The following is a 26374-nucleotide window of genomic DNA, read 5'->3' on the forward strand; positions in this document are numbered from 1 at the left end:
CAGGCACAGCGATCCGAATGCTGGAATGCTGGACTTTCGGACAGGGCAGGCATGTACGCCGGACGGGGTGTGGGGGGCCGCGAGATCGTGGAGGACAGGGTGCGGGTGGTCATCGCCGAGGATTCCGTGCTGCTCAGGGAGGGGCTGACCCGGCTGTTGACCGACCGGGGGCATGACGTCGTCGCCGGCGTCGGAGACGCGGAGGCACTGGTCAAGACCATCGCCGAGCTGGACGCGCAGGGCGCGCTGCCGGACGTCGTCGTGGCGGACGTCCGGATGCCGCCGACGCACACCGACGAGGGGGTGCGGGCCGCCGTACAGCTGCGCAAGGCGCATCCCGGGCTCGGGGTGCTGGTGCTGTCGCAGTACGTCGAGGAGCGCTACGCCACCGAACTGCTGGCCGGGTCCAGCCGGGGCGTGGGCTACCTCCTCAAGGACCGGGTCGCGGAGGTGCGGGAGTTCGTCGACGCGGTGGTGCGGGTCGCCGACGGGGGTACGGCGCTCGACCCGGAGGTGGTGGCGCAGTTGCTCGGACGCAGCCGCAAGCAGGACGTGCTGACCGGGCTGACCCCACGGGAGCGGGAAGTGCTGGGGCTCATGGCCGAGGGACGGACGAACTCGGCAATCGCCCGGCAGCTGGTCGTCAGCGACGGAGCCGTCGAGAAGCACGTCAGCAACATCTTCCTCAAGCTCGGCCTCTCCCAGAGCGACGGTGACCACCGGCGTGTTCTGGCCGTTCTCACCTATCTGAACTCCTGACGGGCGGACACCGTGTCGGCACCGTAAGGCAGCCAGGGGGAGGGAAAATCGTGACAAGTCAGGGCGACAGGTCGTCTCGAAGTGCCGTCCAGTATGCGAGCAGGTACGGGAAGGCGACCCTAACCGACGTAGGGTTGAAGGTGGGATGGTCCGTGGGACGGCCAGGCCCCGGCAGCCGCCTCGAAGGAGGTCCAGTTCAGTGACCAGCCAGGTCAGCAGGACAACGGAACAGGCCGATGGAACCGCCGACGGGACCGTCGTCGGAGAGCAGCGCAGGCCGGGCGGCGTGAAGTCCGTCCGGCGCCTGGACCGGGTGATCATCCGGTTCGCGGGGGACTCGGGCGACGGTATGCAGCTCACCGGCGACCGGTTCACGTCGGAGACGGCGTCCTTCGGCAACGACCTTTCGACCCTCCCCAACTTCCCGGCCGAGATCCGGGCCCCGGCAGGCACGCTGCCGGGGGTGTCGTCCTTCCAGTTGCACTTCGCCGACCACGACATCCTCACCCCGGGTGACGCGCCGAACGTGCTGGTCGCGATGAACCCGGCCGCGCTGAAGGCCAACATCGGCGACCTGCCGCGGGGCGCGGAGATCATCGTCAACACGGACGAGTTCACCAAACGGGCGATGCAGAAGGTCGGCTACGACACCTCGCCCCTGGATGACGGCTCACTCGACGGTTACAGCCTCCATCCGGTGCCGCTGACCACGCTGACAGTGGAGGCACTGAAGGATTTCGACCTCACCCGCAAAGAGGCCGAGCGCAGCAAGAACATGTTCGCGCTCGGCCTCTTGTCATGGATGTACCACCGGCCGACCGAGGGCACGGAGAAGTTCCTCAAGCAGAAGTTCGCCCGCAAGCCCGAGGTGATGAACGCCAACCTGGCGGCCTACCGCGCGGGCTGGAACTTCGGCGAGACGACGGAGGACTTCGCGGTCTCCTACGAGATCGCGCCGGCGACGACCGCGTTCCCGGTCGGCACCTACCGGAACATCTCCGGGAACCTGGCCCTGGCCTACGGCCTGGTCACGGCGAGCAGGCAGGCGGAGCTGCCGCTGTTCCTCGGGTCGTACCCGATCACCCCGGCCTCCGACATCCTGCACGAGCTGTCCAAGCACAAGAACTTCGGCGTGCGGACCTTCCAGGCCGAGGACGAGATCGCCGGTATCGGTGCGGCGCTGGGGGCGGCCTTCGGCGGTTCGCTCGCGGTGACGACGACGTCCGGTCCCGGGGTGGCGCTGAAGGCGGAGACGGTCGGGCTCGCGGTCTCCCTGGAGCTGCCGCTGCTGGTCGTCGACATCCAGCGGGGCGGGCCGTCCACCGGGCTGCCGACCAAGACCGAGCAGGCGGACCTGCTCCAGGCGATGTACGGCCGCAACGGCGAGGCGCCGGTCCCGGTGATCGCCCCGCGCACCCCCGCCGACTGCTTCGACGCGGCGCTGGAGGCGGCCCGGATCGCGCTGACGTACCGCACGCCCGTGATGCTCCTGTCGGACGGCTACCTGGCCAACGGCAGCGAGCCCTGGCGGATCCCGGAACTGACCGAGCTGCCCGATCTGCGGGTGCGGTTCGCGAGCGGACCCAACCACACCCTGGACGACGGCACCGAGGTCTTCTGGCCGTACAAGCGCGACCCCGGGACCCTCGCCCGTCCCTGGGCGGTCCCCGGGACGCCCGGTCTCGAACACCGTATCGGCGGCATCGAGAAGCAGGACGGCACCGGCAACATCTCCTACGACCCGGCCAACCACGACTTCATGGTCCGCACCCGGCAGGCCAAGATCGACGGCATCACGGTCCCCGACATCGAGGTCGACGACCCGGACGGCGCGCGCACGCTGGTGCTGGGCTGGGGTTCGACGTACGGACCGATCACGGCCGCGGTACGACGGCTGCGGACGGCCGGTGAGCCGATCGCGCAGGCGCACCTGCGTCACCTGAACCCGTTCCCGAAGAATCTCGGCACCGTGCTGAGGGCCTACGACAAGGTGGTGATCCCCGAGATGAACCTGGGTCAGCTCGCCACCCTCATCCGGGCGAGGTACCTGGTGGACGCGCATTCGTACAACCAGGTCAACGGCATGCCGTTCAAGGCCGAGCAGCTCGCCGCGGCGCTCAAGGAGGCCATCCATGACTGACGTCACCGACGGACTGCTCCAGCTCGTGCCCAAGGCCGAGGCCAGACAGTCCATGAAGGACTTCAAGTCCGACCAGGAGGTGCGCTGGTGCCCGGGCTGCGGTGACTACGCGATCCTGGCGGCCGTGCAGGGCTTCATGCCGGAACTGGGGCTGGCGAGGGAGAACATCGTCTTCGTCTCCGGGATCGGCTGCTCCTCCCGGTTCCCGTACTACATGAACACCTACGGGATGCACTCCATCCACGGCCGGGCGCCGGCGATCGCCACCGGACTGGCCACCAGCCGGCGGGACCTGTCGGTGTGGGTGGTCACCGGTGACGGTGACGCCCTGTCCATCGGCGGCAACCACCTCATCCACGCGCTGCGCCGCAACGTCAACCTGAAGATCCTCCTCTTCAACAACCGCATCTACGGGTTGACGAAGGGCCAGTACTCCCCCACCTCCGAGGTCGGCAAGGTCACCAAGTCGACACCGATGGGTTCGCTGGACGCCCCGTTCAACCCGGTGTCGCTGGCGATCGGCGCCGAGGCGTCCTTCGTCGCGCGCACCATCGACTCCGACCGCAAGCACCTGACCGAGGTGCTGCGGGCGGCCGCCGCCCACCCGGGCACGGCCCTGATCGAGATCTACCAGAACTGCAACATCTTCAACGACGGCGCCTTCGACGCCCTCAAGGACAAGCAGTCGGCCGAGGAGGCGATGATCCGCCTGGAGCACGGCAAGCCGATCCGCTTCGGCGCGGACGGCGCGCGCGGGGTCGTACGGGACCGCCTGACAGGCGACCTGACGGTGGTCGACGTGACCGCGGACAACGAGTCCGAGATCCTCGTCCACGACGCCCACTCCCCGTCCCCCACCACGGCCTTCGCGCTGTCCCGGCTGGCCGACCCGGACACCCTGCACAACACGCCCGTCGGCGTCTTCCGCTCGGTGACACGGCCCGTCTACGACGTCCAGATGTCCGAGCAGTTGGACACCGCGGTCGAGCAGCACGGCAAGGGCGACCTCGCGGCGCTGCTGGCCGGCGGCGACACCTGGACGGTCGTCGGCTGATCCTGACGGGCTGCGAGCGGGGTCCGGACGGCGCGTCCGGGCCCCGCGGCGCGTTGCGGTCTCAGGCCTTCCTGGCCTCGTCGTACGCCTCGCGCGCGCGTTCCACGTCGGCCATCCGGCGCTCGGTCCACCGGGCCAGGTCCCGTACCTGCCGGGCCGCCTCGCGGCCGAGGCCGGTGAGGGAGTAGTCGACGCGGGGCGGGATGACGGGGTGCGCGTCCCGGTGGACGAGGCCGTCGCGTTCCAGCGTCTGGAGGGTCTGGGTGAGCATCTTCTCGCTGACCCGGCCGATCGCACGGCGCAGCTCGCTGAAGCGGTGCGGGCGGTCGAGGAGTTCGATGAGGACCAGGACGCCCCAGCGGCTGGTGACGTGCTCCAGGACCAGCCGTTGAGGGCACATCGCCTCGGGGACGCGGGCGCTTACGGTCATGCCAGTACCTTACTTCAAAGTGGGTACTTTCGTTTGGTTAGCGCACGCCCTAGGGTTAGTGACAACGGAACCCCACAAGGAGATCGCCCACCATGAGCATCGTTGTCACCGGAGCCACCGGCCAGCTCGGCCGCCACGTCGTGAACCAGCTGCTGGAGAAGGTCCCGGCCGAGCAGATCACCGCCGTCGTGCGCGACGAGGCCAAGGCCGCCGACTTCGCCGCCAAGGGCGTGAAGATCGCTGTCGCCGACTACAACGCCCCGGAGACCTTCGACGGCCTGTTCGCCGCGGGCGACAAGGTGCTGCTGATCTCCGGCAACGAGTTCGACAAGGGCCGCCCGGCCCAGCACCAGGTCGTCATCGACGCCGCCAAGGCGGCCGGTGTGGCCCTGCTCGCGTACACCAGCGCCCCGGGCAGCCTGAAGGCCGGCCTGGTGGACGACCACCGGGTCACCGAGAAGGCGCTGCTCGCCTCCGGCCTGCCGTACACCCTGCTGCGCAACGGCTGGTACCACGAGAACTACACCGAGAACCTCGCCCCGGTCCTGGAGCACAACGCCGTCGTCGCGGCCGCCGGTGAGGGCCGGGTCTCCTCGGCCTCCCGCGCGGACTACGCGGCCGCCGCGGCCGCCGTGCTGACCGGCGAGGGCCACGAGAACCAGACGTACGAGCTGGGCGGCGACACCGCCTGGAGCTTCGCCGAGTACGCGGCCCTGATCGCCGAGCAGACCGGCAAGGAGATCGTCTACAACTCCGTGCCCGGCGAGGTGCTCCAGTCCATCCTCACCGGCGCCGGCGTGCCCGAGTTCTTCGCCGCGATGCTGGCCGGCGTCGACGAGTCGATCGCCAGGGGCGAGCTGGTCGTCGACTCCGGCGACCTCTCCCGGCTGGCCGGCCGCCCGACCACCCCGCTCTCGGAGACCCTCGCCGCCGCACTCAAGAGCTGACCCGCCCCCGGCGACCCCACCCCGGTCTGTCATGACCGTATGCCGATACGGCCATGACAGACCGGGGTGCCCGGCGTTACCTTCGTCCAGGTGTGCTGAACCAGGGGACGAGGAGGACCGGTGGCCGGGATATCGGAGGGCGTCGAGACATCCAGGGGTGAATCGAAGGGCGAGCAGCGGGCGGGACTGCTGAACGGCATCGCGGCCTACGGGATGTGGGGCCTGGTCCCCCTGTTCTGGCCGCTGCTGAAGCCCGCCGGGTCGGTGGAGATCCTCGCCCACCGGATGGTGTGGTCCCTGGCCTTCGTGGCCGTCGCCCTGGCCTTCGTACGGCGCTGGGCCTGGGCCGGCGAACTGCTGCGGCAACCGCGCCGGCTGGCCCTGGTGGCGGTGGCCGCCGCCGTGATCACCGTCAACTGGGGCGTCTACATCTGGGCCGTGAACGCGGGCCACGTCGTCGAGGCCTCCCTGGGCTACTTCATCAACCCCCTGGTCACCATCGCCATGGGCGTGCTGCTGCTGAAGGAACGGCTGCGGCCCGCGCAGTGGGCGGCCGTGGGCATCGGCTTCGCCGCGGTCGCCGTCCTGACCGTCGGCTACGGACAACCGCCGTGGATCTCCCTCACCCTCGCCTTCTCCTTCGCCACCTACGGTCTCGTCAAGAAGAAGGTCAACCTCGGCGGCGTCGAGTCCCTCGCGGCCGAGACCGCCATCCAGTTCCTGCCCGCGCTCGGCTATCTGCTGTGGCTGGCCGGCCACGGCGAGTCCAGCTTCCTGAACGACGGCACCGGGCACGCGGCCCTGCTCGCCTCCACCGGCGTCGTCACCGCCGTCCCGCTGGTCTGCTTCGGCGCCGCCGCGATCCGCGTCCCGCTCTCCACGCTGGGCCTGCTCCAGTACCTGGCGCCGGTTTTCCAGTTCCTCTGCGGCATCCTCTACTTCCACGAGGCCATGCCCGTGGAACGCTGGGCCGGCTTCGCCCTGGTCTGGCTCGCCCTCTCCCTGCTCACCTGGGACGCGCTGCGCACCGCCCGCCGGGCCGCACGGGCTCTCGCCGCGGCCTCCGTACCACGGCCCACCGCACCGCCGGCGGAGACTCCCGCGACTCCGGTGTGAGCCCCACGTCCGTCGGCTATAAGTGGGCGGCATGACGCAGACGCCCGCACCCCTGCACTGGAAGCTCGTCGTCGACGCCCGCGACCCGCACGGGCAGGCCGACTTCTGGGCCGCCGCGCTGCACTACGTGACCGAGGACAACAGCGCGCTCGTCGAACACCTGCTTGAGCTGGGCGCGCTGCCCGGCGCGGCCACCGTGGAGCACCACGGCCGCCCGGCCTTCCGCGACCTCATCGCCGTACGGCACCCGGACGACCCGTACGACGAGCAGCGCGGGACGGGCCTGGGGCGGCGCCTGCTCTTCCAGCGGGTGCCGGAGGCGAAGTCCGGCAAGAACCGGCTCCACATCGACCTGCACGCCGCGCAGGGGAGGCGGTCGCAGGAGGTGGCACGGCTGGAGGCGCTGGGCGCGACCGTCCTGCGGCACGTCTCCGAGCCGGCCGGCGCGTGGACCGTGATGGCCGACCCGGAGGGCAACGAGTTCTGCGTCCACTGACCCGGGCGCGCCGGGCCTGACGCGGCTCAGGCGTTCTCCGCCGCGCGGCGGGCGCGTTCCGTCAGGCGGCCCATCCGGGTGCGGGCCGAGTCCAGTTCCTCGATGTCACCGGCCGCCGGGCCCTCCTCGGTGGTGAGCTGCGCCCACAGGTCGATCAGGTCACGGCCGAGGCGCAGCCCCTGCTCGGGGTCGCGCACCGCGCGCCAGGCGGTCGCCGCACTGCGCACGTTGCCGTACGCCCCCTCGGCGTCGCCCGCGCGCCGGTGCTGCCGGGCCACGTCGAGGGAGAGGTGGAAGGCGCGCTCCGGGTCACCCGCCAGGTAGGCGATGTACGCGGTCAGGCCGCGCAGGTGCAGCACCTCGGTGTGGCCGTCGCCGAACGCCGCCCGGGCCTCGGCGACGGTGTGCTCGGCGAGTTCGGCGGCCGCCTCGATACGGCCCGTCCTGACGGCCTCGTTGATCCGCGCCACCGATGCGGTGAGCAGCGCGGCCCCCTCCACCGTCACGGTCACGGGTTCGTCCCCGAGCACCTCCTCGGCGACCGCGTCGAACCCGCGGGCGGGGGTGTGGCCGGGGTCGGGGTCGAGGGCACGGACGACGTCGGCAGCCAGGAGGGGTTCCGGGCGAGGTGTCGGCAGGAGTTCGGTGACGGCGTGCGCCGGCGCGACCGCCGGGGCGGGCGTCACTCCCCCAGCGCTCGGCGTCCCGTCCATGGCGCTCGGCGTTCCGTCCATGGCGGGCGGCGGGCCGAACACCCCGGTCGGCGGCCGGACCGTGCCGAGGGCCACCGGGTCCGCGGGCGTGGTGTCCGCAGGAACGTCGACGGCCCGCGGAAACGGGGTCCCCCGGTGCGCGTGCGCCTGACGGTCCGCGCGGGGCTGCCGGTCCGCGCGGGGCTGCCGGTCCGCCGCCTCGGGCTGCACGGGCGCCGCCGTGTGCGCCTCCCCGGGCGCGGCCATCCGTACCGGGTCGCCGGTGAAGCTGCTGGAGCCGTCCAGGTTCACCCGGAGGCGGACGACGAACCCGATCCGGGCGTCGTGGACGGTGGCGAGGACGGGACGGCCGGTGGCGCGGGCGAGCCGCTGCAGGTGGTTGAGGACCGTCTGCTGCGGTTCCTCGCCGGGCGCCGGAAACAGCGGTACGCCGTCCACGGTCGCGGCGGCGCCCGTCACCCGGACCTCGACCGGTTCCGCCGGCTCGGCGTCCTGCTGCGCTTCCCGCTTCGTCTCGCGGCTGAGTCGGGACATCGGCCCTCATTCCCCCGGCGTCACCGTCCGGTCGTACCCGTGCGTACCGTCCAGTCTGGCCGCTCGCCCCGGCTCACGCGTCACCACGACGTCACAGCCTCGCATCAGGAAGGGCCTCGTACGGCCTGGCGGAATTCAATGCACACACATAAGATGCACACGCCTCTATTTATTGTGCGCCGTTCACTTGGGGGATCTCATGACACGCCGTTTCCTGTTCGTGCTGGGCAGCGCCCGTGCGGAGGGCAACACCGAGCTCCTGGCACGCCGTGCCGCCGAGCAGCTGCCCGCCGACGTCGAGCAGCAGTGGATCAGCCTGGCCGAGCACCCGCTGCCGGACTTCGTGGACCTGCGCCGCGACAGCGACCATGTGCGCCCGCCGTCGGACACCGCCGCCGGTCTGTTGCTCGACGCCACGCTCGCGGCGACGGACATCGTGATCGCCTCACCGGTCTACTGGTACTCGGTGTCCGGCCTCACCAAGCGCTACCTCGACTACTGGGCGGGCTGGCTGCGCACGCCCGGCGTCGACTTCCGGGGGACCATGGCGGGGCGCACCCTGTGGGGGGTCGCCGTGCTGGCGGGCCAGGAGCCGTCGGTCGCGGACCCCTACGTCGGCTCGCTCAACAACTCGGCCGCCTACCTGGGCATGCGCTTCGGCGGGGTGCTGCTCGGCAACGGCAGTGCGCGCGGTGACGTGCTCGAGGACGCCGGGGCGCTGGCCCGGGCCAAGGAGTTCTTCGCCACTCAGGCGCCGCCGGCCAGGTTCCCCCACGCGTCGGCCTGAGCGCTGCGCGCCGAGCGACGGGCTACACGGTGATGTCCCTCGTCGTGAAGCGCGCCCAGGCCGCCGAACCGAACACCGCCACGTACAGGGCCTGCAGTTCCAGGTTTCTGACCAGGTCGTGCCAGTAGACGGGATCACGCACCAGATCGGCGAAGGACAGCCAGTAGTGCGAGAAGAAGTACGGCTGGAGCGCGTGCAGCTGGGGTATCTGGTCGAGGATCTGGACGGTGATGAGCAGGCCGACCGTCGTCGCCATCGCCGCGATGCCGCTGTTCGTGAGGGTGGACACGAACAGCCCGAGGGCGGCGACACCGGTCAGGGAGGCCGCCACCACCAGGGCGATCAGCAGGGCGCGGCCGAGGCCGTCGGCGAAGGAGATCCGGGTGCCCGAGATGGTCGTCAGGTCGCCGAGCGGGAAGAGGAGCGCGCCGACGGCCAGGGCGGAGGCCGCCACCACCAGGGTGGCCAGCAGGCAGAACGCCATCGTCGTCGTGTACTTGGCGAGCAGCAGACGGGTACGGCCGGCGGGGGCGACCAGCAGATAGCGCAGGGTGCCCGCGTTGGCCTCGCCCGCGATCGCGTCGCCGGCCACCACCCCGACGGCCATCGGCAGGAAGAACGGCAGGGTCGCGGCCAGCGCCGTGAACACCAGGAACAGGCCGTTGTTGGTGACCTGCGAGATGAACGCGGGGCCTTCGCCGCCGCCCCGGCCGACCTGACCGTCACCACTCGTCTCGATCTTCACGGAGATGCCGACCAGGATCGGCACCGCCGCCAGGACGCCCAGCAGCGCGAGGGTGCGCCAGCGCCGCAGCGTGGTGACCAGCTCGCTGCGCAGCAATCCGAGGGTCCACAGCGGGTTCGGCCGTACGGCCGGACGGGAGGGGGCCGGTCCCGAGGCGGCCGGACCCGACCCGGCCGGTTCCGGTACGGTCGTCATGTCAGCCCGCGACATCGAAGCCCTCCCCGGTCAGCGCCACGAACGCGTCCTCCAGCGAGGCCCGTTCGACCAGGAAGCCCCGGACCCTGACGCCCGCCGAGACGAGCGCCGCGTTCACCTCGGCCAGGTCGCGCTCGGGCGGTTCGCCGGTCACCCGGTCCTCGGTCACGACCACGTCGGCGACGCCCAGTTCCTTGAGCACGCGGGCCGCTTCCCCGGGGTCCGGGGTGGTCACCACGAGCCGGCCGCGTGCCCCGGCCGCCAGGTCGGCGACCGCGCCCTGGGTGATCAGCCGGCCCTGCGCCATCACGGCCGCGTGGGTGCAGACCTGCTCGATCTCGTCGAGGAGGTGGGAGGAGAGGAAGACGGTCGTACCGTCCCCGGCCAGCTCCCGTACCAGCGAGCGGATCTCGCGCATGCCCTGCGGGTCGAGACCGTTGGTCGGCTCGTCCAGGACCAGCAGCTTGCGGGGCTGGAGCAGCGCGGCGGCGAGCCCGAGGCGCTGTTTCATGCCCAGGGAGTAGGCCCTTGCCTTCTTCGCCGCCGCGGCCGTCAGGCCCACCCGGTCCAGCGCGGCCCCGACGCGGGCACGCCGGGTGCGCGGATCGGCGGTCGGGTCGGCGGCGTCGTACCGGAGCAGGTTGTCACGGCCCGAGAGGAAGCCGTACAGCGCCGGGCCCTCGATGAGGGCCCCGACCTGCGGCAGTACGGCCCGCGAGGCGCCCGGCATCGGGCGGCCCAGGACGCGGGCCGTGCCCGAGGTGGGTGCGATCAGGCCCATCAGCATGCGGATGGTGGTGGTCTTGCCGGAGCCGTTCGGACCGAGGAAGCCGAAGACGCTGCCCGCGGGGACGGTCAGGTCGAGACCGTCCACGGCGAGCTGTCCGCCGCGGTAGCGCTTCGTGAGGCCACGGGTGTCGATGACGCTCCCGCCCGCCGGGGCGTCGGCCTCGGCGGTGCCGCCCTCCGCGCCCGGGCCCTCCGGCTCCCGCTCCGTGGCGGACGGTCGGTCCATCGGCTCCCTCGTTTCGTCCTGTATCGCGGCGCAGGTGACGAACGCTTCCCGCGCCGCCCCCGGCTAACCCGCGTTCGCCGCCTTCACCAGGGCCGCCTTGTCCACCGCGCCGACGTACACCTTGCCGTTGTCCGTGATCAGGGCGTTGATCAGCCGGGTGGAGAAGACAGTGCCCTTGCCGAACTTCCCGGAGACCGGGTCACCGAGCGAGCCGAGGAAGCCGCTCAGGTCGCCCGCCTTGCCGGAGGCGGAGCCGGAGCCCGTGGGCAGGCCGCCCTTGCTGCCGGAGTCCAGGACGGCTATGGAGTTCCAGCCCTTGCCGAGGACGTCGAAGCCGCCCTTCTCCAGGTCCTTGGGGGCGCCCTTGCCGGGCGTCCCGGTGGGCCTGCCGCTCTCGCCGCCGTCGCCGTGCCGGTGTGATCCGGCGGCCCTGTCGGCCTTGTCGCCCTCGGTGACCTTGGCACCCTTGGGCGGGGTGAAGTCGAAGGTCGACGCGGCCGGCTTCGCGAAGCTGACCTGGGTGTAGCCGGCGTCCACGACGGCCGCGCCGCCGCTCGACGGGGTGAGCGTGAACTTCAGCGGCGTGCCGGTCTTGGCGTCCACGGCGATGCTGATCGCGCCGACCGTCGTGCCGGACTGCTTGGGCTTGATGACCAGGCGGTAGGCGTCCCGGCCGGCCACCTGGGCGGTGCCGTCGACCTTCACCGACGTGGTGTCGTCGACCGACTTGAGCACCTCGTCGGCGAAGTCCTTGGGCGTGGCCGGGGCTGCGTGGCGCTCCTTGCCGGAGTCCGCGACGGTGGAGTGGTAGACCTCGTCGGACTTGCTGTCGTAGCCCCAGACGTCCGTGCCGTTGTGGATGAGGCTGTACTCGGCGCCGCTCTCCAGCAGCGACACCTTCTGCTTCTCGGGTCCGTCGGCGGCCACGCGCAGGGTGTGCGTGCCGGAGGCCAGTTCGGTGAGCTTGGCGGTGGGGTCGGCGGAGGAGCCGGCGCCGCCGCCCTGGGTGGCGCCGGACAGCAGGCTGCTCTCCAGGCCGCCGAGGTCGGGCAGGCCGAGGTCGGTGCTGATCTTCACAGTGCCGGACAGCTGCTGCACGTCCGACTTTGCGATCTTGTTGATGAGTTCCTGCGCGCTGATCTTCGGCAGGTGGGGGTCACCGGAGTCGGCGAGCGCCGGGACCAGGCCGATCGTGGCCGCGGCCACCCCCACCACCGTGACCGGCACGACGTACCGCGTGGCCTTGCGCCGCCGTTCGGCGCGCCGCTCGTCGTCGGCCTGCGCGATCCCCGCGCTGTCGTCGGATTCGTACGGTGCCATGTGTGCCTTACCTCCGTCGTCGGCGGCGGCCGTCTCGCACGTGTCCCACCCTGAGCCGCCATTCTCACCCGAATCGGTGAGCGGTGGTGATTTCCGTGGTTTCCATCTCACCAAATCGGAGGCGTTCAGGCGTCAGACCGGGGAGCCAACTCCGCGTACGACTGCGGTATGACACGAGGGGGTCGGCGCCTCCACCGACCCGTAGGGGTCAAGCGGTGCGAACGCCTCCCGCGGGATGCCGGAGGCCGGTGTGTCACAGGAGGTGACAGGTGCCGGCAGGTGCCGTCGGGCCGCAGGCCGGCCCGGTCCCCGGGCAGAACCGACGGGTCCGCACGGTCGGCAGGGCCCGCACGGTCGGCAGGGCCCGCACGGTCGGCAGGGTGCCGGGACTAGCCGGCCCGGTGCACCACCGCGTCGCACAGCTCCACCAGCGTCACCTTCGGGTCGCAGTCGGGCAGCGGTGCGAGCGCGGCCCGCGCCTCCTCCGCGTACCGGACGGCGTCCCGGCGCGCCTCCTCCAGCGCCGGGTTCACCCGCAGCGCGGCGAGCGCCTGCGCGTGCCGGGCGTCGTCGGTGAGGTCGGAGTCCAGCAGCTCGCACAGCGCGATGTCCTCGGCCAGCCCCAGCCGGGCCGCCCGCTCCCGCAGCCGCAGCACGGGGAGGGTGGGAACGCCCTCGCGGAGGTCCGTGCCCGGGGTCTTGCCGGACTCGTGCGAGTCGGAGGCGATGTCGAGGACGTCGTCGGCGAGCTGGAAGGCGACTCCGAGGCGTTCGCCGTACTGGGTGAGGACGTCCACGACCGTCTCGTCGGCACCGGACATCATCGCGCCGAAACGGCAGGAGACCGCCACCAGCGAGCCCGTCTTGCCGCCGAGGACGTCGAGGTAGTGGTCGACCGGGTCGCGCCCGTCCGAAGGCCCCGCCGTCTCCAGGATCTGGCCGGTCACCAGCCGCTCGAACGCGAGGGCCTGAACGCGGACCGCCTCGGGCCCGAGGTCGGCGAGGATCTGCGAGGCACGCGCGAACAGGAAGTCGCCGGTGAGGACGGCGACGGAGTTGCCCCAGCGGGTGTTGGCGCTGTCCACACCGCGCCGCACGGCGGCCTCGTCCATGACGTCGTCGTGGTACAGGGTGGCGAGGTGGGTCAGCTCGACGACGACGGCCGACGGCACGACACCCGGTGCGTAGGGGTCGCCGAACTGCGCGGCGAGCATCACCAGCAGCGGCCGGAACCGCTTGCCGCCAGCCCGTACGAGGTGCTGCGCGGCCTCCGTGATGAAGGGGACCTCGCTCTTGGTGGCCTCTAGCAGGCCTTCCTCGACAGCCGCCAATCCGGCCTGGACATCGGCTTCCAGAGCCTGGTCCCGCACGCTCAGCCCGAACGGCCCGACGACGGTCACGAGGGTCTCCTGTCTGCTGGTGTCCACTGGCGATTACACGGTTTGTCGATAGGTCGCTGCCATCACTCAAGTCAGCGTATCCGGTCAGGTTTCGATCACCGAGGGCGCCCACGGTTACGCCCCGGGCACCATCGGATCACGACCGGTATGTTTTTGATCAGATGATAAGACATGACATCCACCGACTTGGCCGATGTCACCCACCTGGACGCACTCTCCCCGGGTGACCAGGATCACGCACGCCACCCCTCGGGAATTCCCGGCGCTCCGCGCGGCCTTGACGCAATCGGCCGTCAACACGTCGACCACGCCCGACGAATGACGCCCGAATGACTCATTCACTCCCTAGAGCCGCAATTCCATTCAATAAGACAATTAGGACAATCACCGAATCCCTGGGCGACGCGGACGGATTCAACTAATCCCTCATGCCCTTTTTGCCGTGATTGCGGTTTCGTGAAGTAGGTCACTCGGACCCCCGTGTCCCGCACGCCGCACGACGCCCTGCCTCGCCTTTCCCTGTGCGCCAGTTGAGGCTTGGCAACCGCAAAGGATCAAGTGCCCCATACGCCTCAGATCAAGGTCAATCGGCGCGTTGTGTGAATCCACCACTTGTTCCGGACATGTGCTCTCGCATACGTTCCCGCTCGCCGGGCGGACGCCGAATCCTGCCGCCGCCCGGCCCAACCCATCGACGAGTTCATTCGCACGGCAGGAGCGGGGGACCCAGGTAAGTCGCCGGACCGGGCGGCCGCCGTCATCGACGGACGCCGTCCCGGACCGGCTAGGGGTGAAGTCGCGTCGCCTTCGGGTGACGCGACCGGGCACTCCCCGAGCCCGAACCCGACAGCTCACCTCGCAGGCGACGGAGAGGAACTTCGCCATGCCTGCTGCCGCCCAGTCCCGCCGCACCCGCATCGCCCGCACGCTCGCCGCCGCCGGTACCGGCGCCGCCGTACTCGCCCTTCCGCTCATCGGCGCGGCCGACGCCTCCGCCGCCACCCCCACCACCGCCGTCACGGCCTCGACGACGCCCGCCGGGTACCCGAACAACCTCGACGGCTGGATCCGCGAGTCGCTCGCGATCATGGCCCAGAAGGGCATCCCGGGCACCTACAACGGCATCTACCGCAACGTGATCCGCGAGTCGTCCGGCAACCCGCGGGCCATCAACCTCTGGGACTCCAACGCGGCCGCCGGCATCCCGTCCAAGGGCCTGCTCCAGGTGATCGACCCGACGTTCAACGCGTACCACGTGGCGGGCACGTCCTTCGACATCTACGACCCGGTCGCGAACATCACCGCCGCCTGCAACTACGCCGCCGCGCGGTACGGCTCGATCGACAACGTCCACGGCGCGTACTGACCGGCGCGCCCCGCATCAGACGAAGAGTCTTTCGAGGACGACGGCGATGCCGTCGTCCTCGTTCGACGTGGTGATCTCGTCGGCCCTCGCCCGGAGCTCGGGGTGCGCGTTGGCCATGGCCACTCCGTAGGCCGCCCAGTCGAACATCGGGATGTCGTTGGGCATGTCACCGAAGGCGATGGCCCGTTCGGGGCACAGCCCCAGGTGGTCGGCGGCCAGCGCCAGCCCGGTCGCCTTGGTCACCCCGCACGGCTGGAGCTCCACCGTCCCCGGTCCCGACATGGTGACCGTCGCCAGCGAACCCACCACCGCGCGGGCGGTCGCCGCCAGTTCGTCGTCGGACAGGGTGTGGTGGCGCAGCAGCACCTTGCTGATGGGCGCGCACCACAGGTCGTCACGCCGGTCCACGCGCAGGGCGGGCAGCGTGGGGTGGGGCATCAGGTAGCCCGGTTCGATGAGCGTGAGCCCGTCCACGCCGTCCTGATCGACCGCCGCGTACACCTGGCCGACCTCGGCCTCGACCTTGCCGAGCGCGGTCTCCGCCAGTTCCCGGTCCAGGGTGACCGACCACAGCAGACGGTGCGTGCCGGCGTCGTACACCTGCGCGCCCTGGCCGCAGACCGCGAGTCCCGTGCAGCCGAGATCGTCGAGGAGCGGGCGCACTCTCGGCGCGGGGCGGCCGGTCACCACGAGGTGCGTGGCACCGGCCCGGCCGGCCCGCGCCAGGGCGGCGAGCGACCGGTCCGACAGGGTGTCGTCGGCACGCAGCAGCGTGCCGTCCAGGTCGGTGGCGATCAGCGAGTACGGGGAAGGTGCGACCATGATCAGAGAATACGGACGGCACGCCCCTGAGACTCACGGTGCGTTTCGGCCTCAAGTGGCGTCCGCCGTCTCGGTGGTGAGGCGCCGTCAGTGCGGCCGGTGACGTCTGCGCGGGCGCGGCTGCGGGAGGCGCCGGCCGGGGGCCGGAGAGGTTTCCTGCGGCCGACGCCGACGACCACCGCCTTGACGTGGCGACCTGGCACGACGCCGAGCGCCAGGACCGGGCCGAAAGGCGCCTGGCGGATCCGGGCAGGACGTGCTCGCGGATAGGACTCCGGTTCGACGGGGACGGTGACGCCGCCGAACTGGACGTCGGCGCGGCGAGCGTCAGGGGCGGGTGTCCGGTCCGGCGCCGAAACGTGGCGCCTACCTCCGGGAGGTGCCGGAGCCGCGCCGGTTGGTCCGCCACATCTGGTAGAGGTGCTTCGCCCCGGGACGCACGAACCGCGCGAGCATCGTGACGAACGGCAGCGGGTCGTCGCCCGCCAGCCAGGCCAGCTCGGTGCCGCTCGGCCGTCCGGGCGCGTGCGGCGTCGTATAGCCGCTGCGGCGGTAGGCCAGGAGGGCGGGCAGGTCGATGTTCTCCACGACGTACCGGTGACCGGCGCGCTGCTCCCCCTCCGGGACGCGGCGCCCGGTCAGATCCAGGTGCATGGCGCGGACCACGTCCACACCCGTGTCGCTCTCGAAGAGCCGGAACTGGGCGCCCATGCGCGGGTTGAAGTCGAGCAGCTTGTACTGCCCGTCGCGACGGTCGAAGCGCAGGTCGAGGTCGATGACGCCGGTGAAGCCGATCTGTTTGATGAAACGCGCGGCGAGGTCCGCGAGTTCCGGGTTGTCCACGACGTACGCGTTCGCGGTCATGCCCGCGTGCGGTGGCCAGGAACGCACCTTCACCCCGGTGAACAGCGCGCGCGGGGTGGAGTCGGCGTCGAAGTAGGCGTGCACGATCCAGTCCTCGGCCTCCTCCCGCGGCAGGTACTCCTGGAGGATGACACCCGGACGGGGACCCCAGTCACGGGCGAGGGCGAGCAGTCCCTCGCGAGTGGTGATCCGTGTCGTGCCGTTGACGGCGGGCTGTTTGCGCCGGACGAACGCCTCGCGGTTCTTGGCCACGATCGGGAAGCGTGCCTTCTCCGCGAAGTCGACGATCTCGTCGTACGACTGCGGGAAGGCGGCCTCCGGACTGGGAATGCCGTGTTCCACGCACAGGTCGTGCAGCCCCTGCTTGCTGGCCAGCCGACGCGGCAGTCCGGGCTCCACGCGCGGGAAGAGGAAACGGTCGCCGAGCGCGTCCTGGTGCTCGGCGATCAGGACGGCGGCCTCCTCGTCGGTGGGGATCAGCACGGTCGGACGGCCGATACGGCGGCCGATGCGCAGCAGTCCCTCGACGAGATGATCCGGTTCCTCGGCGCCTGTCGTCGGCCACACGAACGCCCGCGTGAGATACCGAGAGGAGGCCGCGGGTGTGTACGGATCCTCGGTGATCGCGTACATGGGCACACCGAGGCGGCCCAGACTGCGTATCGCGCCGACCCCGCCGTGGTGCAGCGGATAGTCGCCGAACTTGACGATCAGGCCCGGCACGTCGCGGTCCGCCTCGAACGGCACGCCGACGGCATTCCTGGCCACGGGTCCCCCCACGTGTCCCCCCTACGGACCGGACCCACCCCGTCCGTGTCCCCCAAAGGACGCTAAGCCGGAATTGCCCCCTCCGACAAGGCCTATTCGGACATTGCGAACTCTTTAGACACTGCCACGACAGCCAACTCACCCGTAACGTGTGGCGCGACCACTTGGAACGCCGTGCACCGTCCCGACGACGCCCCCACCGGGCCGGGCCACGCACGACACGGATGAGAGCGAGGCAGCCACCCCATGCCCCCCTTGCCCCCCTTCGAGGTCCCCGAGGGCGACCCCTTCGGCCCGCACAACCTTCCGTATGGCGTGTTCTCGACCTCCGGGAGCACGGAGCGGAGGGTCGGCGTCCGCCTCGGTGACCACGTCCTCGACGCCGGCGCCGCGGCCCTCGCCCTCGGCTCCCCCTACGCCTCCCTGCTCGCCCGCCCGACCCTCAACCCGCTGCTGGCGGCGGGCCGGACCACCTGGTCGGACGTACGCCGCGCGCTGACCGCGTGGGTGAGCGTCCCCGCGCACCGCGCGACGCTGGAACCGCTCTTCCACCCGCTGTCCGCGGTGACCCTGCACCTGCCCTTCGAGGTCGCCGACTACGTGGACTTCTACGCCTCCGAGAACCACGCCCGCAACGCCGGCCGCATCTTCCGCCCCGACGCCGCCGAACCGCTCACCCCGAACTGGAAACACCTGCCGATCGGTTACCACGGCCGGGCGGGCACGGTCGTGGTGTCGGGCACGGACGTCGTACGGCCGTCGGGCCAGCGCAAGGCGCCCTCGGACCCGGAACCGGTGTTCGGCCCGTCCGTGCGGCTGGACATCGAGGCCGAGGTCGGCTTCGTCGTCGGCGCGCCGTCGCGGCAGGGAGAGCCGGTCGCACTGGGTGACTTCCGGGACCACGTGTTCGGGCTCACGCTCCTCAACGACTGGTCGGCACGCGACATCCAGGCCTGGGAGTACGTACCGCTCGGCCCGTTCCTCGGCAAGTCGTTCGCCACCTCGATCTCGGCGTGGATCACTCCCCTGGAGGCGCTGGAGGAGGCGCGGGTTCCACCGCCCCGGCGGACGCATCCGCTGCTGCCGTACCTCGACGACACGACCGAGGAGCCCGCCGGCTACGACCTGCGCATCTCGATCGCGATCAACGGGCAGACGGTGTCCGAGCCGCCGTTCTCCACCATGTACTGGACCGCCGCCCAGCAACTCGCCCACCTGACCGTCAACGGCGCCTCGCTGCGCACCGGGGACCTGTACGGCTCCGGCACGGTGAGCGGCGCGGAGCCCGGGGAACGCGGCTCGCTGCTGGAGCTGACCTGGAACGGACAGGAGCCGCTCGAACTCCGCGACGGGAAGCGGACCTACCTGGAGGACGGGGACGTGGTGACGTTGTCGGCGTGGGCTCCGGGGCCGGGCGGGAGCCGGGTCGGGCTCGGGGACGTCAGCGGGCGGATCGTGGCGGGGTGAGGGGTGGAGAGCGGGGGCTGCGGGGCCCGGCGGGCGGCGGGCGGAATCGTCGTGGGCACCTGACGCCACCCGCGCGCACCGTCATACTGGCGTAACACGCACCATGCGATGCGCCACCACCGCGCACCATGCGATGCGCCTCCGGCGTGCACCACGCGTGACGGCGGCGCATGCACGGCGCGATGCACCGGCGCACGCGCCCCCAGCACAACCCCCAGCACCATCCACGGCACAACCCGCAGCACCACGGCGCGGCTTCCGCACCACCGCCCCGCCACCCGCACACCTCTCCGATCAGGAAACGGAGCCGCGGCATGACCGTCTGCCTGCTCCTGCTGACCGCCGTCGCCCTGACGGCCGCGGTTCCGGCGCCGCGCGCACTGGTGCAGGCGCTGTGGCCGGAGCGCGAACCGGTGGTCGCCCTGTGGGTGTGGCAGTGCCTGGTCGCCACCGTCCTGATGTGCTGCCTGGCGGCGCTGGTCCTGGGCGCCGCGGCCGTCTTCCACACCGTGCGCGACCGGGTGTTCGCGCCGGCGCCACCGGCGGTCACCGCGGCGTACGACCTCTCCGTCGCGCCCCTGTGGGCGGTCGCCCTCACGGTGTTGCTGGCGTGCGGGGCCGCGTGGACGACGGCGATGCTCGTCCGTGAACTGGTCGAGGCCCGGCGGGGCCGCGACCGCACCCGCGCACACCTGCGGGAGCGCGCGCCGGAACTGCCCGCCGGGCTGCCGGCGGCACGCGGGCCGATGCTGGTGCTGGAGGACGATTACCCGGACGCCTGGTGGATGCCCGGGCACCCGCCGCAGCTCGTGGTGACGACAGGGGCGCTGCTCCGCCTCACCGACCACCAGCTCGACGCGGTCCTCACCCACGAACGGGGACACGCCCGCGCCCACCACGACTGGCTGCTCCACCTGTCCAGCGCCCTCGCCACGGGTTTCCCCCGGGTGCCGCTGTTCGCCCACTTCTGCGACCAGACCCACCGGCTCGTCGAACTCGCCGCCGACGACATCGCATCCCGCCGCTGCGGCCACCTCACGACCGCGCTGGCCCTGATCGAACTGAACCAGCACCGCGGAGTGCTCTCCTGCGCGTCGAGCCGCCGCCTGCTGGGCGAGCGCGTCGACCGGCTCCTGGAACCACCCCCACGGCTGCTGCGCCGCCAACGGGCCCTGACGACCACCGTGGCCGCCCTGATCCCGCTGCTCCCCCTGCTGATCACCTTCGCACCGGGCCTCACGGCACTCGGCTAGACGTTCGGTCTGCGGCGGCGGTGGATGTCGGCCAAGGCCCCCGCAGACGCCCGCGGGTCTACATCCAGTCCTCCTCCGGCTCGGGCTCCTCGTCCGGCTCGGGCCAGGGGTCACCGTCCCCGGCTTCCGCCGGCACGCCATCCGGGGATCCCTGCGGTTCCGGCGCGTTCAGGGAGGCCAGGACGCCGAGTACGCCCTCGCCGTACGTCATCAGCTTCTTCTCGCCGACCCCGCCGACGGTGGCGAGTTCGGCGATCGACTCGGGCCGGCGGCTGACGATCTCCCGCAGGGTGGCGTCGTGGAAGATCACATAGGCCGGTACGCCCTGTTCACGGGCCTGTTCGGCACGCCAGGCGCGCAGTGCCTCGAAGGCGGGGAGCAGGTTCTCGGGCAGCTCCGCCACCGCCGCCTTCGCCTTGCTCCTGCCCGCGGACCCGGAGGTGCCGGCTGACGCGGAGCGCGGGACCGCCGGCTTCTTGGGTTCCTTGCGCAGCGGGACTTCGCGTTCCCGTCGCAGTACCGCTCCGCTGGCCTCGGTGAGCACGAGGGTGCCGTACTCGCCCTCGACCGCCAGGAGCCCCTGGGCGAGCAGCTGCCTGACGACGCCCCGCCATTCGGCTTCTTCGAGGTCGGTGCCGATACCGAAGACGGACAGCTGGTCGTGGTCGAACTGGATGACCTTGCCGGTGCGCTTGCCGAGCAGGATGTCGACGATCTGGACGGCGCCGAACTTCTGCCCGCGCTCCCGCTGCAGGCGCACCACGGTGGAGAGGACCTTCTGGGCGGCGACGGTGCCGTCCCAGGTCTCGGGCGGGGTGAGGCAGGTGTCGCAGTTGCCGCAGCCGGCGGGGTCCGGTTCCTGGCCGAAGTAGTTCAGGAGCTGACCGCGTCGGCACTGGGCGGTCTCGCACAGGGCGAGCATCGAGTCGAGGTGGGCCTGGGCGCGGCGGCGGAAGGCCTCGTCGCCCTCACCGGACTGGATGAGCTTGCGCTGCTGTATGACGTCGTTGAGGCCGTAGGCCATCCAGGCGGTGGAGGGCAGTCCGTCACGGCCCGCGCGTCCGGTCTCCTGGTAGTAGCCCTCGACGGACTTGGGCAGGTCCAGGTGGGCGACGAAGCGGACGTCGGGTTTGTCGATGCCCATGCCGAAGGCGATGGTGGCGACCACGACCAGGCCTTCTTCGCGCAGGAAGCGTGACTGGTGGGCGGCGCGGGTGGCGGCGTCGAGGCCTGCGTGGTAGGGCACGGCCTCGATGCCGTTGCGGCTGAGGAATTCGGCGGTGGCTTCGACGGACTTGCGGGAGAGGCAGTAGACGATGCCCGCGTCGCCCTCGTGCTCCTGGCGCAGGAAGGCGAGGAGCTGCTTCTTCGGGTCGGCCTTGGGGACGATCCGGTACTGGATGTTGGGCCGGTCGAAACTGGCTTCGAAGTGCCGGGCGGCCGGCATGCGCAGCCGCTGGGTGATCTCCTGGTGGGTCGCGCGGGTGGCGGTTGCCGTGAGCGCGATGCGCGGGACGTCCGGCCAGCGCTCGCCGAGCAGGGAGAGGGCGAGGTAGTCGGGGCGGAAGTCGTGGCCCCACTGGGAGACGCAGTGCGCCTCGTCGATCGCGAAGACGGCGATCTTGCCGCGGCCGAGCAGGTCGAGCGTGGCGTCCAGGCGGAGCCGTTCGGGGGCCAGGTAGAGCAGGTCGAGTTCACCGGCGAGGAACTGGGCCTCGACCACGCGTCGCTCGTCGAAGTCCTGGGTGGAGTTGATGAAGCCGGCGTTCACGCCGAGGGCACGCAGGGCGTCCACCTGGTCCTGCATGAGGGCGATGAGCGGGGAGACCACGACGCCCGTACCTGGTCTGACCAGGGCGGGGATCTGGTAGCAGAGTGACTTTCCGCCGCCGGTCGGCATGAGGACGACGGCGTCGCCGCCCGCCACCACGTGCTCGATGATCGCTTCCTGCTCGCCGCGGAAGGCGTCGTACCCGAAGACCCGGTGCAACGTGGCCAGTGCCTCGCTGTCCGCTGGTCCGGGCTTGTGCGGCGCCTGCGGCGTCTCGGTCGTCCCTGGCATCTCGTCGGTCCCGCCCGTCGCGCCCATCGTCGTGTCCCCCGTACGTCGTCCCTCGACCACTGCCTCCACGATAGGGGTCCGGACCGACAGCGCCGGAGTTGTCCACAGGCCGGCCGGCCGGCAGGGGGGCGGTGACCGGGGTCGGCCGTCCGGCGGTGCCCTCAGTCCTTTGGCGGACTCCGCATGGCGGCCCGGGCGTGGCGCGGGCCATGCTGCACGGGCGGGACCGGGGAGGCCCGCGTCGTCACGGAGGCGTCGCGTCCGCGTGCCTCTTCCGCCCCGAGGAGCTTCAGGATGTCTCTCAGGTCCCGCACGGCCGGCGTCGCGATGGCGCTGGCCGTGCCGTTCGCTCTGGCCGCGGTCCCCGCCGACGCGGCTCCCGTCCCCACCGCCGATCCGTTCGTGTGGACGGACCTGACCCCGGCCTACACGGCGACGGCGGACTACGAGTACGAGCCGTTCGCCGTCACGGACGGGTTCGCCCCGGCCGCCGCCTGCGACGCCCGGACCGGCCGGGGAGGCGCGGGCTACCACTACGTCAGGTCCGCCGGTGTCGGCAGTCTCGACCCGTCCGAGCCGGCGGGTCTGCTGTACGAGGAAGACGGCGACGGCGGGCGTGCGCTGGTCGGGGTGGAGTGGATCGTGCCGGCCGGCAGCGGTACGACCCCGCCGACGATGTTCGGTCAGGCGTTCCAGGGGCCGACGACGGTGCCGGGGGTCAAGGGGCCGGTGTACACGCTGCGGGCGTGGATCTGGAAGGACAATCCGAGCGGTCTGTTCGCGCCGTGGAACCCGACGGTGGCGTGCGGGTAGCCGGTCGACGGCCGGTGGCCGCCGGCCGGGGACGCGCCCGGGCCCCGGTTCCCGCGCGAGGAACCGGGGCCCGTGGCCGTACCGAAGGGGTCAGCGCACGAAGACTCCCGCCTGGCTGGCCAGGTCGAGGAAGTACTGGGGTGCCACGCCGAGCACGAGGGTGACGGCGACGCCCAGGCCGATGGCGGCCATGGTGAGCGGTGACGGTACGGCGACGGTGGGGCCCTCGGGCCTCGGTTCGCTGAAGAACATCAGGACGATCACGCGGATGTAGAAGAACGCGGCGATCGCCGACGAGATCACGCCGATCACGACCAGCGGGACCGCCCCGCCTTCGGCCGCCGCCTTGAACACGGCGAACTTCCCGGCGAAGCCCGAGGTCAGCGGGATTCCGGCGAAGGCCAGCAGGAAGACCGCGAAGACGGCGGCCACCAGAGGGGACCGTCGGCCGAGTCCCGCCCACTTGGACAGGTGGGTCGCCTCGCCGCCCGCGTCGCGCACCAGCGTGACCACGGCGAAGGCGCCGATGGTGACGAAGGAGTACGCGGCGAGGTAGAAGAGGACGGACGACACGCCGTCCTTCGAGGTCGCGATGACACCGGCGAGGATGAATCCGGCGTGGGCGATCGACGAGTAGGCGAGCAGGCGTTTGATGTCGGTCTGGGTGATCGCGACGATCGCGCCGCCCAGCATGGTGATGATCGCGACGCCCCACATGACCGGCCGCCAGTCCCAGCGCATGCCGGGGAGCACGACGTACAGCAGGCGCAGCAGCGCGCCGAACGCGGCGACCTTGGTGGCGGCGGCCATGAAGCCGGTCACCGGGGTGGGTGCGCCCTGGTAGACGTCGGGCGTCCACATGTGGAAGGGGACGGCGCCGACCTTGAAGAGCAGCCCCATGACGATCATGGCGGAGCCGATGAGGAGCAGGGCGTCGTTGCCCATGGTGCCGGCGAGGGCGGGGTCGACGTTGGTGACGGTGCCGTCGACGACCTGGGCGATGGTGGCGTACGACACCGAGCCGGCGTAGCCGTACAGCATGGCGATGCCGAACAGGGTGAACGCGGAGGCGAAGGCGCCGAGCAGGAAGTACTTGACGGCGGCTTCCTGCGACATGAGGCGCTTGCGGCGGGCCAGGGCGCACATCAGGTAGAGCGGGAGGGAGAAGACCTCCAGGGCCACGAAGAGCGTCAGCAGGTCGTTGGCCGAGGGGAACACCAGCATGCCGGCGACCGCGAAGAGGAGCAGCGGGAAGACCTCGGTGGTGGTGAACCCGGCCTTCACGGCGGCCTGTTCGCTGTCGCTGCCGGGGACCGACGCGGCCTGGGCGGCGAAGGAGTCGACGCGGTTGCCGTGGGCGGCGGGATCGAGCCGGCGTTCGGCGAAGGTGAACAGGCCGACGAGTCCGGCCAGCAGGATGGTGCCCTGGAGGAACAGGGACGGTCCGTCGACGGCGATCGCGCCCATGGCCGCGATGTGTGCCTTCGTGGTGCCGTATCCGTCCGCGGCGAGGGCGACGACCGCCGCGAAGGCCGCGCACAGGGCGACGGCGGAGACGAAGACCTGCGCGTAGTAGCGGGATTTACGGGGGACGAACGCCTCGACGAGCACCCCGACGATCGCCGCGCCGACGACGATCAGGGTGGGTGACAGCTGTCCGTACTCGATCTTCGGCGCGCCGATCTTCGAGATCGGTTCGGCCGCGTCTGTCCACAGGCTGTGGACGGCTGCTGCGCTCACTTCGCCGCCTCCGCCTCGGGCTTGGGGTCGGTCTTGTGTACGTCCGACATGGTCTGTTTGACCGCCGGGTTGACGATGTCCGTGACGGGTTTCGGATAGACGCCCAGGAAGATCAGCAGAACGATCAGCGGGGCGACGACCACGAGCTCACGCGCGCGCAGGTCGGGCATGGCGGAGACCTCCGGTTTCACCGGGCCCGTCATCGTCCGCTGGTAGAGGACGAGGGTGTAGAGCGCGGCGAGGACGATGCCGAAGGTGGCGATGATCCCGATGGCCGGGTAGCGCGTGAACGTGCCGACCAGGACGAGGAATTCGCTCACGAAGGGGGCGAGTCCCGGCAGGGACAGGGTCGCCAGGCCGCCGATCAGGAAGGTGCCGGCGAGCACCGGGGCGACCTTCTGCACGCCGCCGTAGTCCGCGATGAGGCGCGAGCCGCGGCGGGAGATCAGGAAGCCGGCGACCAGCATCAGCGCGGCCGTGGAGATGCCGTGGTTGACCATGTACAGGGTGGCGCCGGACTGGCCCTGGCTGGTCATCGCGAAGATGCCCAGGATGATGAAACCGAAGTGCGAGATCGACGCGTAGGCGACCAGGCGTTTGATGTCGCGCTGGCCGACGGCGAGCAGTGCGCCGTAGATGATGCCGATCACGGCGAGGACGAGGATGACGGGGGTCGCCCACTTCGACGCCTCGGGGAACAGCTGGAGGCAGTAGCGGAGCATCGCGAACGTGCCGACCTTGTCGACGACCGCGGTGATGAGGACGGCGACGGGGGCGGTGGACTCCTGCATGGCGTTGGGCAGCCAGGTGTGCAGCGGCCACAGCGGCGCCTTCACGGCGAAGGCGAAGAAGAAGCCGAGGAACAGCCAGCGTTCGGTGCTGGTCGCCATGTGCAGCGAGCCGTTCGCCCGGGCCTGGGCGATCTCCGTGAGGGAGAAGTTCCCGGCGACCACGTAGAGGCCGATGACCGCGGCCAGCATGATCAGACCGCCGACCAGGTTGTACAGGAGGAACTTCACGGCGGCGTAGGACCGTTGCGTGGACGCCGTCTCCTCGCCGTGCTCGTGCGCGCGGTCGCCGAAGCCGCCGATGAGGAAGTACATCGGGATCAGCATGGCTTCGAAGAAGATGTAGAACAAAAAGACGTCGGTGGACTCGAAGGAGATGATGACCATCGCCTCGACGGCCAGAATCAGGGCGAAGAAGCCCTGCGTCGGGCGCCACCGCTTGCTGCCGGTCTCCAGCGGGTCGGCGTCGTGCCAGCCGGCCAGCACGATGAACGGGATCAGCAGGGCGGTCAGGGCGATGAGGACGGCGGCGATGCCGTCCACGCCCAGGTCGTACCTGACGCCGAAGTCCGCGATCCAGGCGTGGGACTCGGTGAGCTGGTAGCGGGCGCCGCCCGGGTCGAAGCGGACCAGGACGACGATCGCGAGGACCAGGGTGGCGAGCGAGACCAGCAGCGCGAGCCATTTGGCGGCGGTGCGCCGGGCGGCCGGTACGGCGGCCGTGGCGATCGCGCCGACGGCCGGGAGGGCCGCTGTCGCTGTCAGCAGAGGAAAGGACAT

The 26374-nt window shown here is 71.1% G+C and carries 22 protein-coding genes and 1 riboswitch; of the genes, 11 read left to right on the forward strand and 11 right to left on the reverse strand.

Features of this window, described 5'->3' with window-relative positions:
* Positions 1 to 51 precede the first annotated feature (51 nt).
* The 3 genes from AB0G52_RS20080 (at position 52) to AB0G52_RS20090 (ending at position 3953) form a co-directional block, all read left to right on the forward strand.
* Positions 52 to 759: a response regulator transcription factor gene (locus AB0G52_RS20080; RefSeq protein WP_360562959.1), complete on the forward strand. Its 708-nt coding sequence runs from the start codon at positions 52 to 54 to the stop codon at positions 757 to 759.
* A gap of 199 nt (positions 760 to 958) precedes the next feature.
* Complete coding sequence (locus tag AB0G52_RS20085) at positions 959 to 2899, forward strand: 2-oxoacid:acceptor oxidoreductase subunit alpha (protein ID WP_361337606.1); 1941 nt, start codon at positions 959 to 961, stop codon at positions 2897 to 2899.
* Positions 2892 to 3953: a 2-oxoacid:ferredoxin oxidoreductase subunit beta gene (locus AB0G52_RS20090; protein WP_132890254.1), complete on the forward strand. Its 1062-nt coding sequence runs from the start codon at positions 2892 to 2894 to the stop codon at positions 3951 to 3953. The genes AB0G52_RS20085 and AB0G52_RS20090 overlap by 8 nt, the downstream gene beginning before the upstream one ends.
* Before the next feature lie 61 nt (positions 3954 to 4014).
* Here AB0G52_RS20090 and AB0G52_RS20095 read toward each other — a convergent pair whose 3' ends face one another.
* On the reverse strand, positions 4015 to 4383 hold the full coding sequence (locus tag AB0G52_RS20095; protein WP_361337608.1) for a helix-turn-helix domain-containing protein: 369 nt from the start codon (positions 4381 to 4383) through the stop codon (positions 4015 to 4017).
* 92 nt (positions 4384 to 4475) lie between these two features.
* Here AB0G52_RS20095 and AB0G52_RS20100 point away from each other — a divergent pair, with 92 nt between their 5' ends.
* The 3 genes from AB0G52_RS20100 to AB0G52_RS20110 all read left to right on the forward strand — a co-directional run bounded on the left by AB0G52_RS20100 (position 4476) and on the right by AB0G52_RS20110 (position 6942).
* A complete protein-coding gene (locus AB0G52_RS20100; protein ID WP_361337610.1) occupies positions 4476 to 5330 on the forward strand; it encodes an SDR family oxidoreductase in 855 nt (284 codons plus the stop codon).
* A 213-nt stretch (positions 5331 to 5543) separates the two neighbouring features.
* The gene (gene rarD / locus AB0G52_RS20105) at positions 5544 to 6446 is read left to right on the forward strand and encodes an EamA family transporter RarD (protein ID WP_361337804.1); all 903 of its coding nucleotides are present in this window, start codon (positions 5544 to 5546) and stop codon (positions 6444 to 6446) included.
* 31 nt (positions 6447 to 6477) lie between these two features.
* Positions 6478 to 6942, forward strand: a complete 465-nt coding sequence (locus AB0G52_RS20110; RefSeq protein ID WP_361337612.1) for a VOC family protein — start codon at positions 6478 to 6480, stop codon at positions 6940 to 6942.
* 26 nt (positions 6943 to 6968) lie between these two features.
* Here the strand turns inward: AB0G52_RS20110 and AB0G52_RS20115 are convergent, their stop codons facing one another.
* Complete coding sequence (locus AB0G52_RS20115; RefSeq protein WP_361337614.1) at positions 6969 to 8189, reverse strand: tetratricopeptide repeat protein; 1221 nt, start codon at positions 8187 to 8189, stop codon at positions 6969 to 6971.
* Positions 8190 to 8388: 199 nt separating this feature from the next.
* Here AB0G52_RS20115 and AB0G52_RS20120 point away from each other — a divergent pair, with 199 nt between their 5' ends.
* Positions 8389 to 8976, forward strand: a complete 588-nt coding sequence (locus tag AB0G52_RS20120) for an NAD(P)H-dependent oxidoreductase (protein ID WP_132890259.1) — start codon at positions 8389 to 8391, stop codon at positions 8974 to 8976.
* 22 nt (positions 8977 to 8998) lie between these two features.
* Here AB0G52_RS20120 and AB0G52_RS20125 read toward each other — a convergent pair whose 3' ends face one another.
* The 4 genes from AB0G52_RS20125 to AB0G52_RS20140 form a co-directional block, all read right to left on the reverse strand.
* The gene (locus tag AB0G52_RS20125; RefSeq protein ID WP_361337616.1) at positions 8999 to 9931 is read right to left on the reverse strand and encodes an ABC transporter permease; all 933 of its coding nucleotides are present in this window, start codon (positions 9929 to 9931) and stop codon (positions 8999 to 9001) included.
* The gene (locus AB0G52_RS20130; RefSeq protein WP_132890261.1) at positions 9918 to 10931 is read right to left on the reverse strand and encodes an ABC transporter ATP-binding protein; all 1014 of its coding nucleotides are present in this window, start codon (positions 10929 to 10931) and stop codon (positions 9918 to 9920) included. The genes AB0G52_RS20125 and AB0G52_RS20130 overlap by 14 nt, the downstream gene beginning before the upstream one ends.
* A gap of 63 nt (positions 10932 to 10994) precedes the next feature.
* Complete coding sequence (locus AB0G52_RS20135; protein WP_132890262.1) at positions 10995 to 12251, reverse strand: outer membrane lipoprotein carrier protein LolA; 1257 nt, start codon at positions 12249 to 12251, stop codon at positions 10995 to 10997.
* 389 nt (positions 12252 to 12640) lie between these two features.
* On the reverse strand, positions 12641 to 13651 hold the full coding sequence (locus tag AB0G52_RS20140; protein WP_132890263.1) for a polyprenyl synthetase family protein: 1011 nt from the start codon (positions 13649 to 13651) through the stop codon (positions 12641 to 12643).
* A gap of 682 nt (positions 13652 to 14333) precedes the next feature.
* Positions 14334 to 14529: riboswitch (cyclic di-AMP (ydaO/yuaA leader) on the forward strand.
* Positions 14530 to 14534: 5 nt separating this feature from the next.
* On the opposite strand from AB0G52_RS20140, the gene AB0G52_RS20145 reads away from it, so the two are divergent.
* On the forward strand, positions 14535 to 15017 hold the full coding sequence (locus AB0G52_RS20145; protein WP_132890264.1) for a transglycosylase SLT domain-containing protein: 483 nt from the start codon (positions 14535 to 14537) through the stop codon (positions 15015 to 15017).
* Positions 15018 to 15032: 15 nt separating this feature from the next.
* Here AB0G52_RS20145 and AB0G52_RS20150 read toward each other — a convergent pair whose 3' ends face one another.
* Together AB0G52_RS20150 and AB0G52_RS20155 are read right to left on the reverse strand one after the other, a co-directional pair.
* A complete protein-coding gene (locus tag AB0G52_RS20150; RefSeq protein WP_132890265.1) occupies positions 15033 to 15839 on the reverse strand; it encodes an HAD family hydrolase in 807 nt (268 codons plus the stop codon).
* A gap of 366 nt (positions 15840 to 16205) precedes the next feature.
* On the reverse strand, positions 16206 to 17450 hold the full coding sequence (locus tag AB0G52_RS20155; RefSeq protein WP_132890444.1) for an ATP-grasp domain-containing protein: 1245 nt from the start codon (positions 17448 to 17450) through the stop codon (positions 16206 to 16208).
* Between the two features lie 276 nt (positions 17451 to 17726).
* Here AB0G52_RS20155 and fahA point away from each other — a divergent pair, with 276 nt between their 5' ends.
* Together fahA and AB0G52_RS20165 are read left to right on the forward strand one after the other, a co-directional pair.
* A complete protein-coding gene (gene fahA / locus AB0G52_RS20160) occupies positions 17727 to 18938 on the forward strand; it encodes a fumarylacetoacetase (protein ID WP_132890445.1) in 1212 nt (403 codons plus the stop codon).
* Positions 18939 to 19252: 314 nt separating this feature from the next.
* Entirely contained in the window at positions 19253 to 20191 is a 939-nt protein-coding gene (locus AB0G52_RS20165) for a M56 family metallopeptidase (protein ID WP_132890266.1), read from the forward strand.
* A 58-nt stretch (positions 20192 to 20249) separates the two neighbouring features.
* Here AB0G52_RS20165 and recQ read toward each other — a convergent pair whose 3' ends face one another.
* Entirely contained in the window at positions 20250 to 22253 is a 2004-nt protein-coding gene (gene recQ / locus AB0G52_RS20170; protein WP_361337807.1) for a DNA helicase RecQ, read from the reverse strand.
* Between the two features lie 294 nt (positions 22254 to 22547).
* Here recQ and AB0G52_RS20175 point away from each other — a divergent pair, with 294 nt between their 5' ends.
* Positions 22548 to 23066, forward strand: coding sequence for a hypothetical protein (locus tag AB0G52_RS20175; RefSeq protein ID WP_361337620.1), 519 nt, complete (start codon positions 22548 to 22550; stop codon positions 23064 to 23066).
* Between the two features lie 90 nt (positions 23067 to 23156).
* On the opposite strand, the gene nuoN is transcribed toward AB0G52_RS20175, so the two are convergent.
* On the reverse strand, positions 23157 to 24806 hold the full coding sequence (gene nuoN / locus AB0G52_RS20180; RefSeq protein WP_132890268.1) for an NADH-quinone oxidoreductase subunit NuoN: 1650 nt from the start codon (positions 24804 to 24806) through the stop codon (positions 23157 to 23159).
* Positions 24803 to 26374 (reverse strand): NADH-quinone oxidoreductase subunit M, encoded by a 1572-nt coding sequence (locus tag AB0G52_RS20185; RefSeq protein WP_361337622.1) that lies wholly within the window; start codon positions 26372 to 26374, stop codon positions 24803 to 24805. The genes nuoN and AB0G52_RS20185 overlap by 4 nt, the downstream gene beginning before the upstream one ends.

The sequence above is a fragment of the Streptomyces sp. NPDC021562 genome, assembly GCF_040640875.1.
GTDB lineage: Bacteria > Actinomycetota > Actinomycetes > Streptomycetales > Streptomycetaceae > Streptomyces.

Bases quoted from the DNA above. Each gene is read 5' to 3' on its own strand.
- AB0G52_RS20080 (WP_360562959.1), top strand. From the start codon at position 52: ATGTACGCCGGACGGGGTGTGGGGGGCCGCGAGATCGTGGAGGACAGG.
- AB0G52_RS20090 (WP_132890254.1), top strand. From the start codon at position 2,892: ATGACTGACGTCACCGACGGACTGCTCCAGCTCGTGCCCAAGGCCGAG.
- AB0G52_RS20095 (WP_361337608.1), bottom strand. From the start codon at position 4,383: ATGACCGTAAGCGCCCGCGTCCCCGAGGCGATGTGCCCTCAACGGCTG.
- AB0G52_RS20100 (WP_361337610.1), top strand. From the start codon at position 4,476: ATGAGCATCGTTGTCACCGGAGCCACCGGCCAGCTCGGCCGCCACGTC.
- rarD (WP_361337804.1), top strand. From the start codon at position 5,544: ATGTGGGGCCTGGTCCCCCTGTTCTGGCCGCTGCTGAAGCCCGCCGGG.
- AB0G52_RS20110 (WP_361337612.1), top strand. From the start codon at position 6,478: ATGACGCAGACGCCCGCACCCCTGCACTGGAAGCTCGTCGTCGACGCC.
- AB0G52_RS20115 (WP_361337614.1), bottom strand. From the start codon at position 8,189: ATGTCCCGACTCAGCCGCGAGACGAAGCGGGAAGCGCAGCAGGACGCC.
- AB0G52_RS20120 (WP_132890259.1), top strand. From the start codon at position 8,389: ATGACACGCCGTTTCCTGTTCGTGCTGGGCAGCGCCCGTGCGGAGGGC.
- AB0G52_RS20125 (WP_361337616.1), bottom strand. From the start codon at position 9,931: ATGTCGCGGGCTGACATGACGACCGTACCGGAACCGGCCGGGTCGGGT.
- AB0G52_RS20130 (WP_132890261.1), bottom strand. From the start codon at position 10,931: ATGGACCGACCGTCCGCCACGGAGCGGGAGCCGGAGGGCCCGGGCGCG.
- AB0G52_RS20135 (WP_132890262.1), bottom strand. From the start codon at position 12,251: ATGGCACCGTACGAATCCGACGACAGCGCGGGGATCGCGCAGGCCGAC.
- AB0G52_RS20145 (WP_132890264.1), top strand. From the start codon at position 14,535: ATGCCTGCTGCCGCCCAGTCCCGCCGCACCCGCATCGCCCGCACGCTC.
- AB0G52_RS20150 (WP_132890265.1), bottom strand. From the start codon at position 15,839: ATGGTCGCACCTTCCCCGTACTCGCTGATCGCCACCGACCTGGACGGC.
- AB0G52_RS20165 (WP_132890266.1), top strand. From the start codon at position 19,253: ATGACCGTCTGCCTGCTCCTGCTGACCGCCGTCGCCCTGACGGCCGCG.
- recQ (WP_361337807.1), bottom strand. From the start codon at position 22,253: ATGCCAGGGACGACCGAGACGCCGCAGGCGCCGCACAAGCCCGGACCA.
- AB0G52_RS20175 (WP_361337620.1), top strand. From the start codon at position 22,548: ATGTCTCTCAGGTCCCGCACGGCCGGCGTCGCGATGGCGCTGGCCGTG.
- AB0G52_RS20185 (WP_361337622.1), bottom strand. From the start codon at position 26,374: ATGTCCTTTCCTCTGCTGACAGCGACAGCGGCCCTCCCGGCCGTCGGC.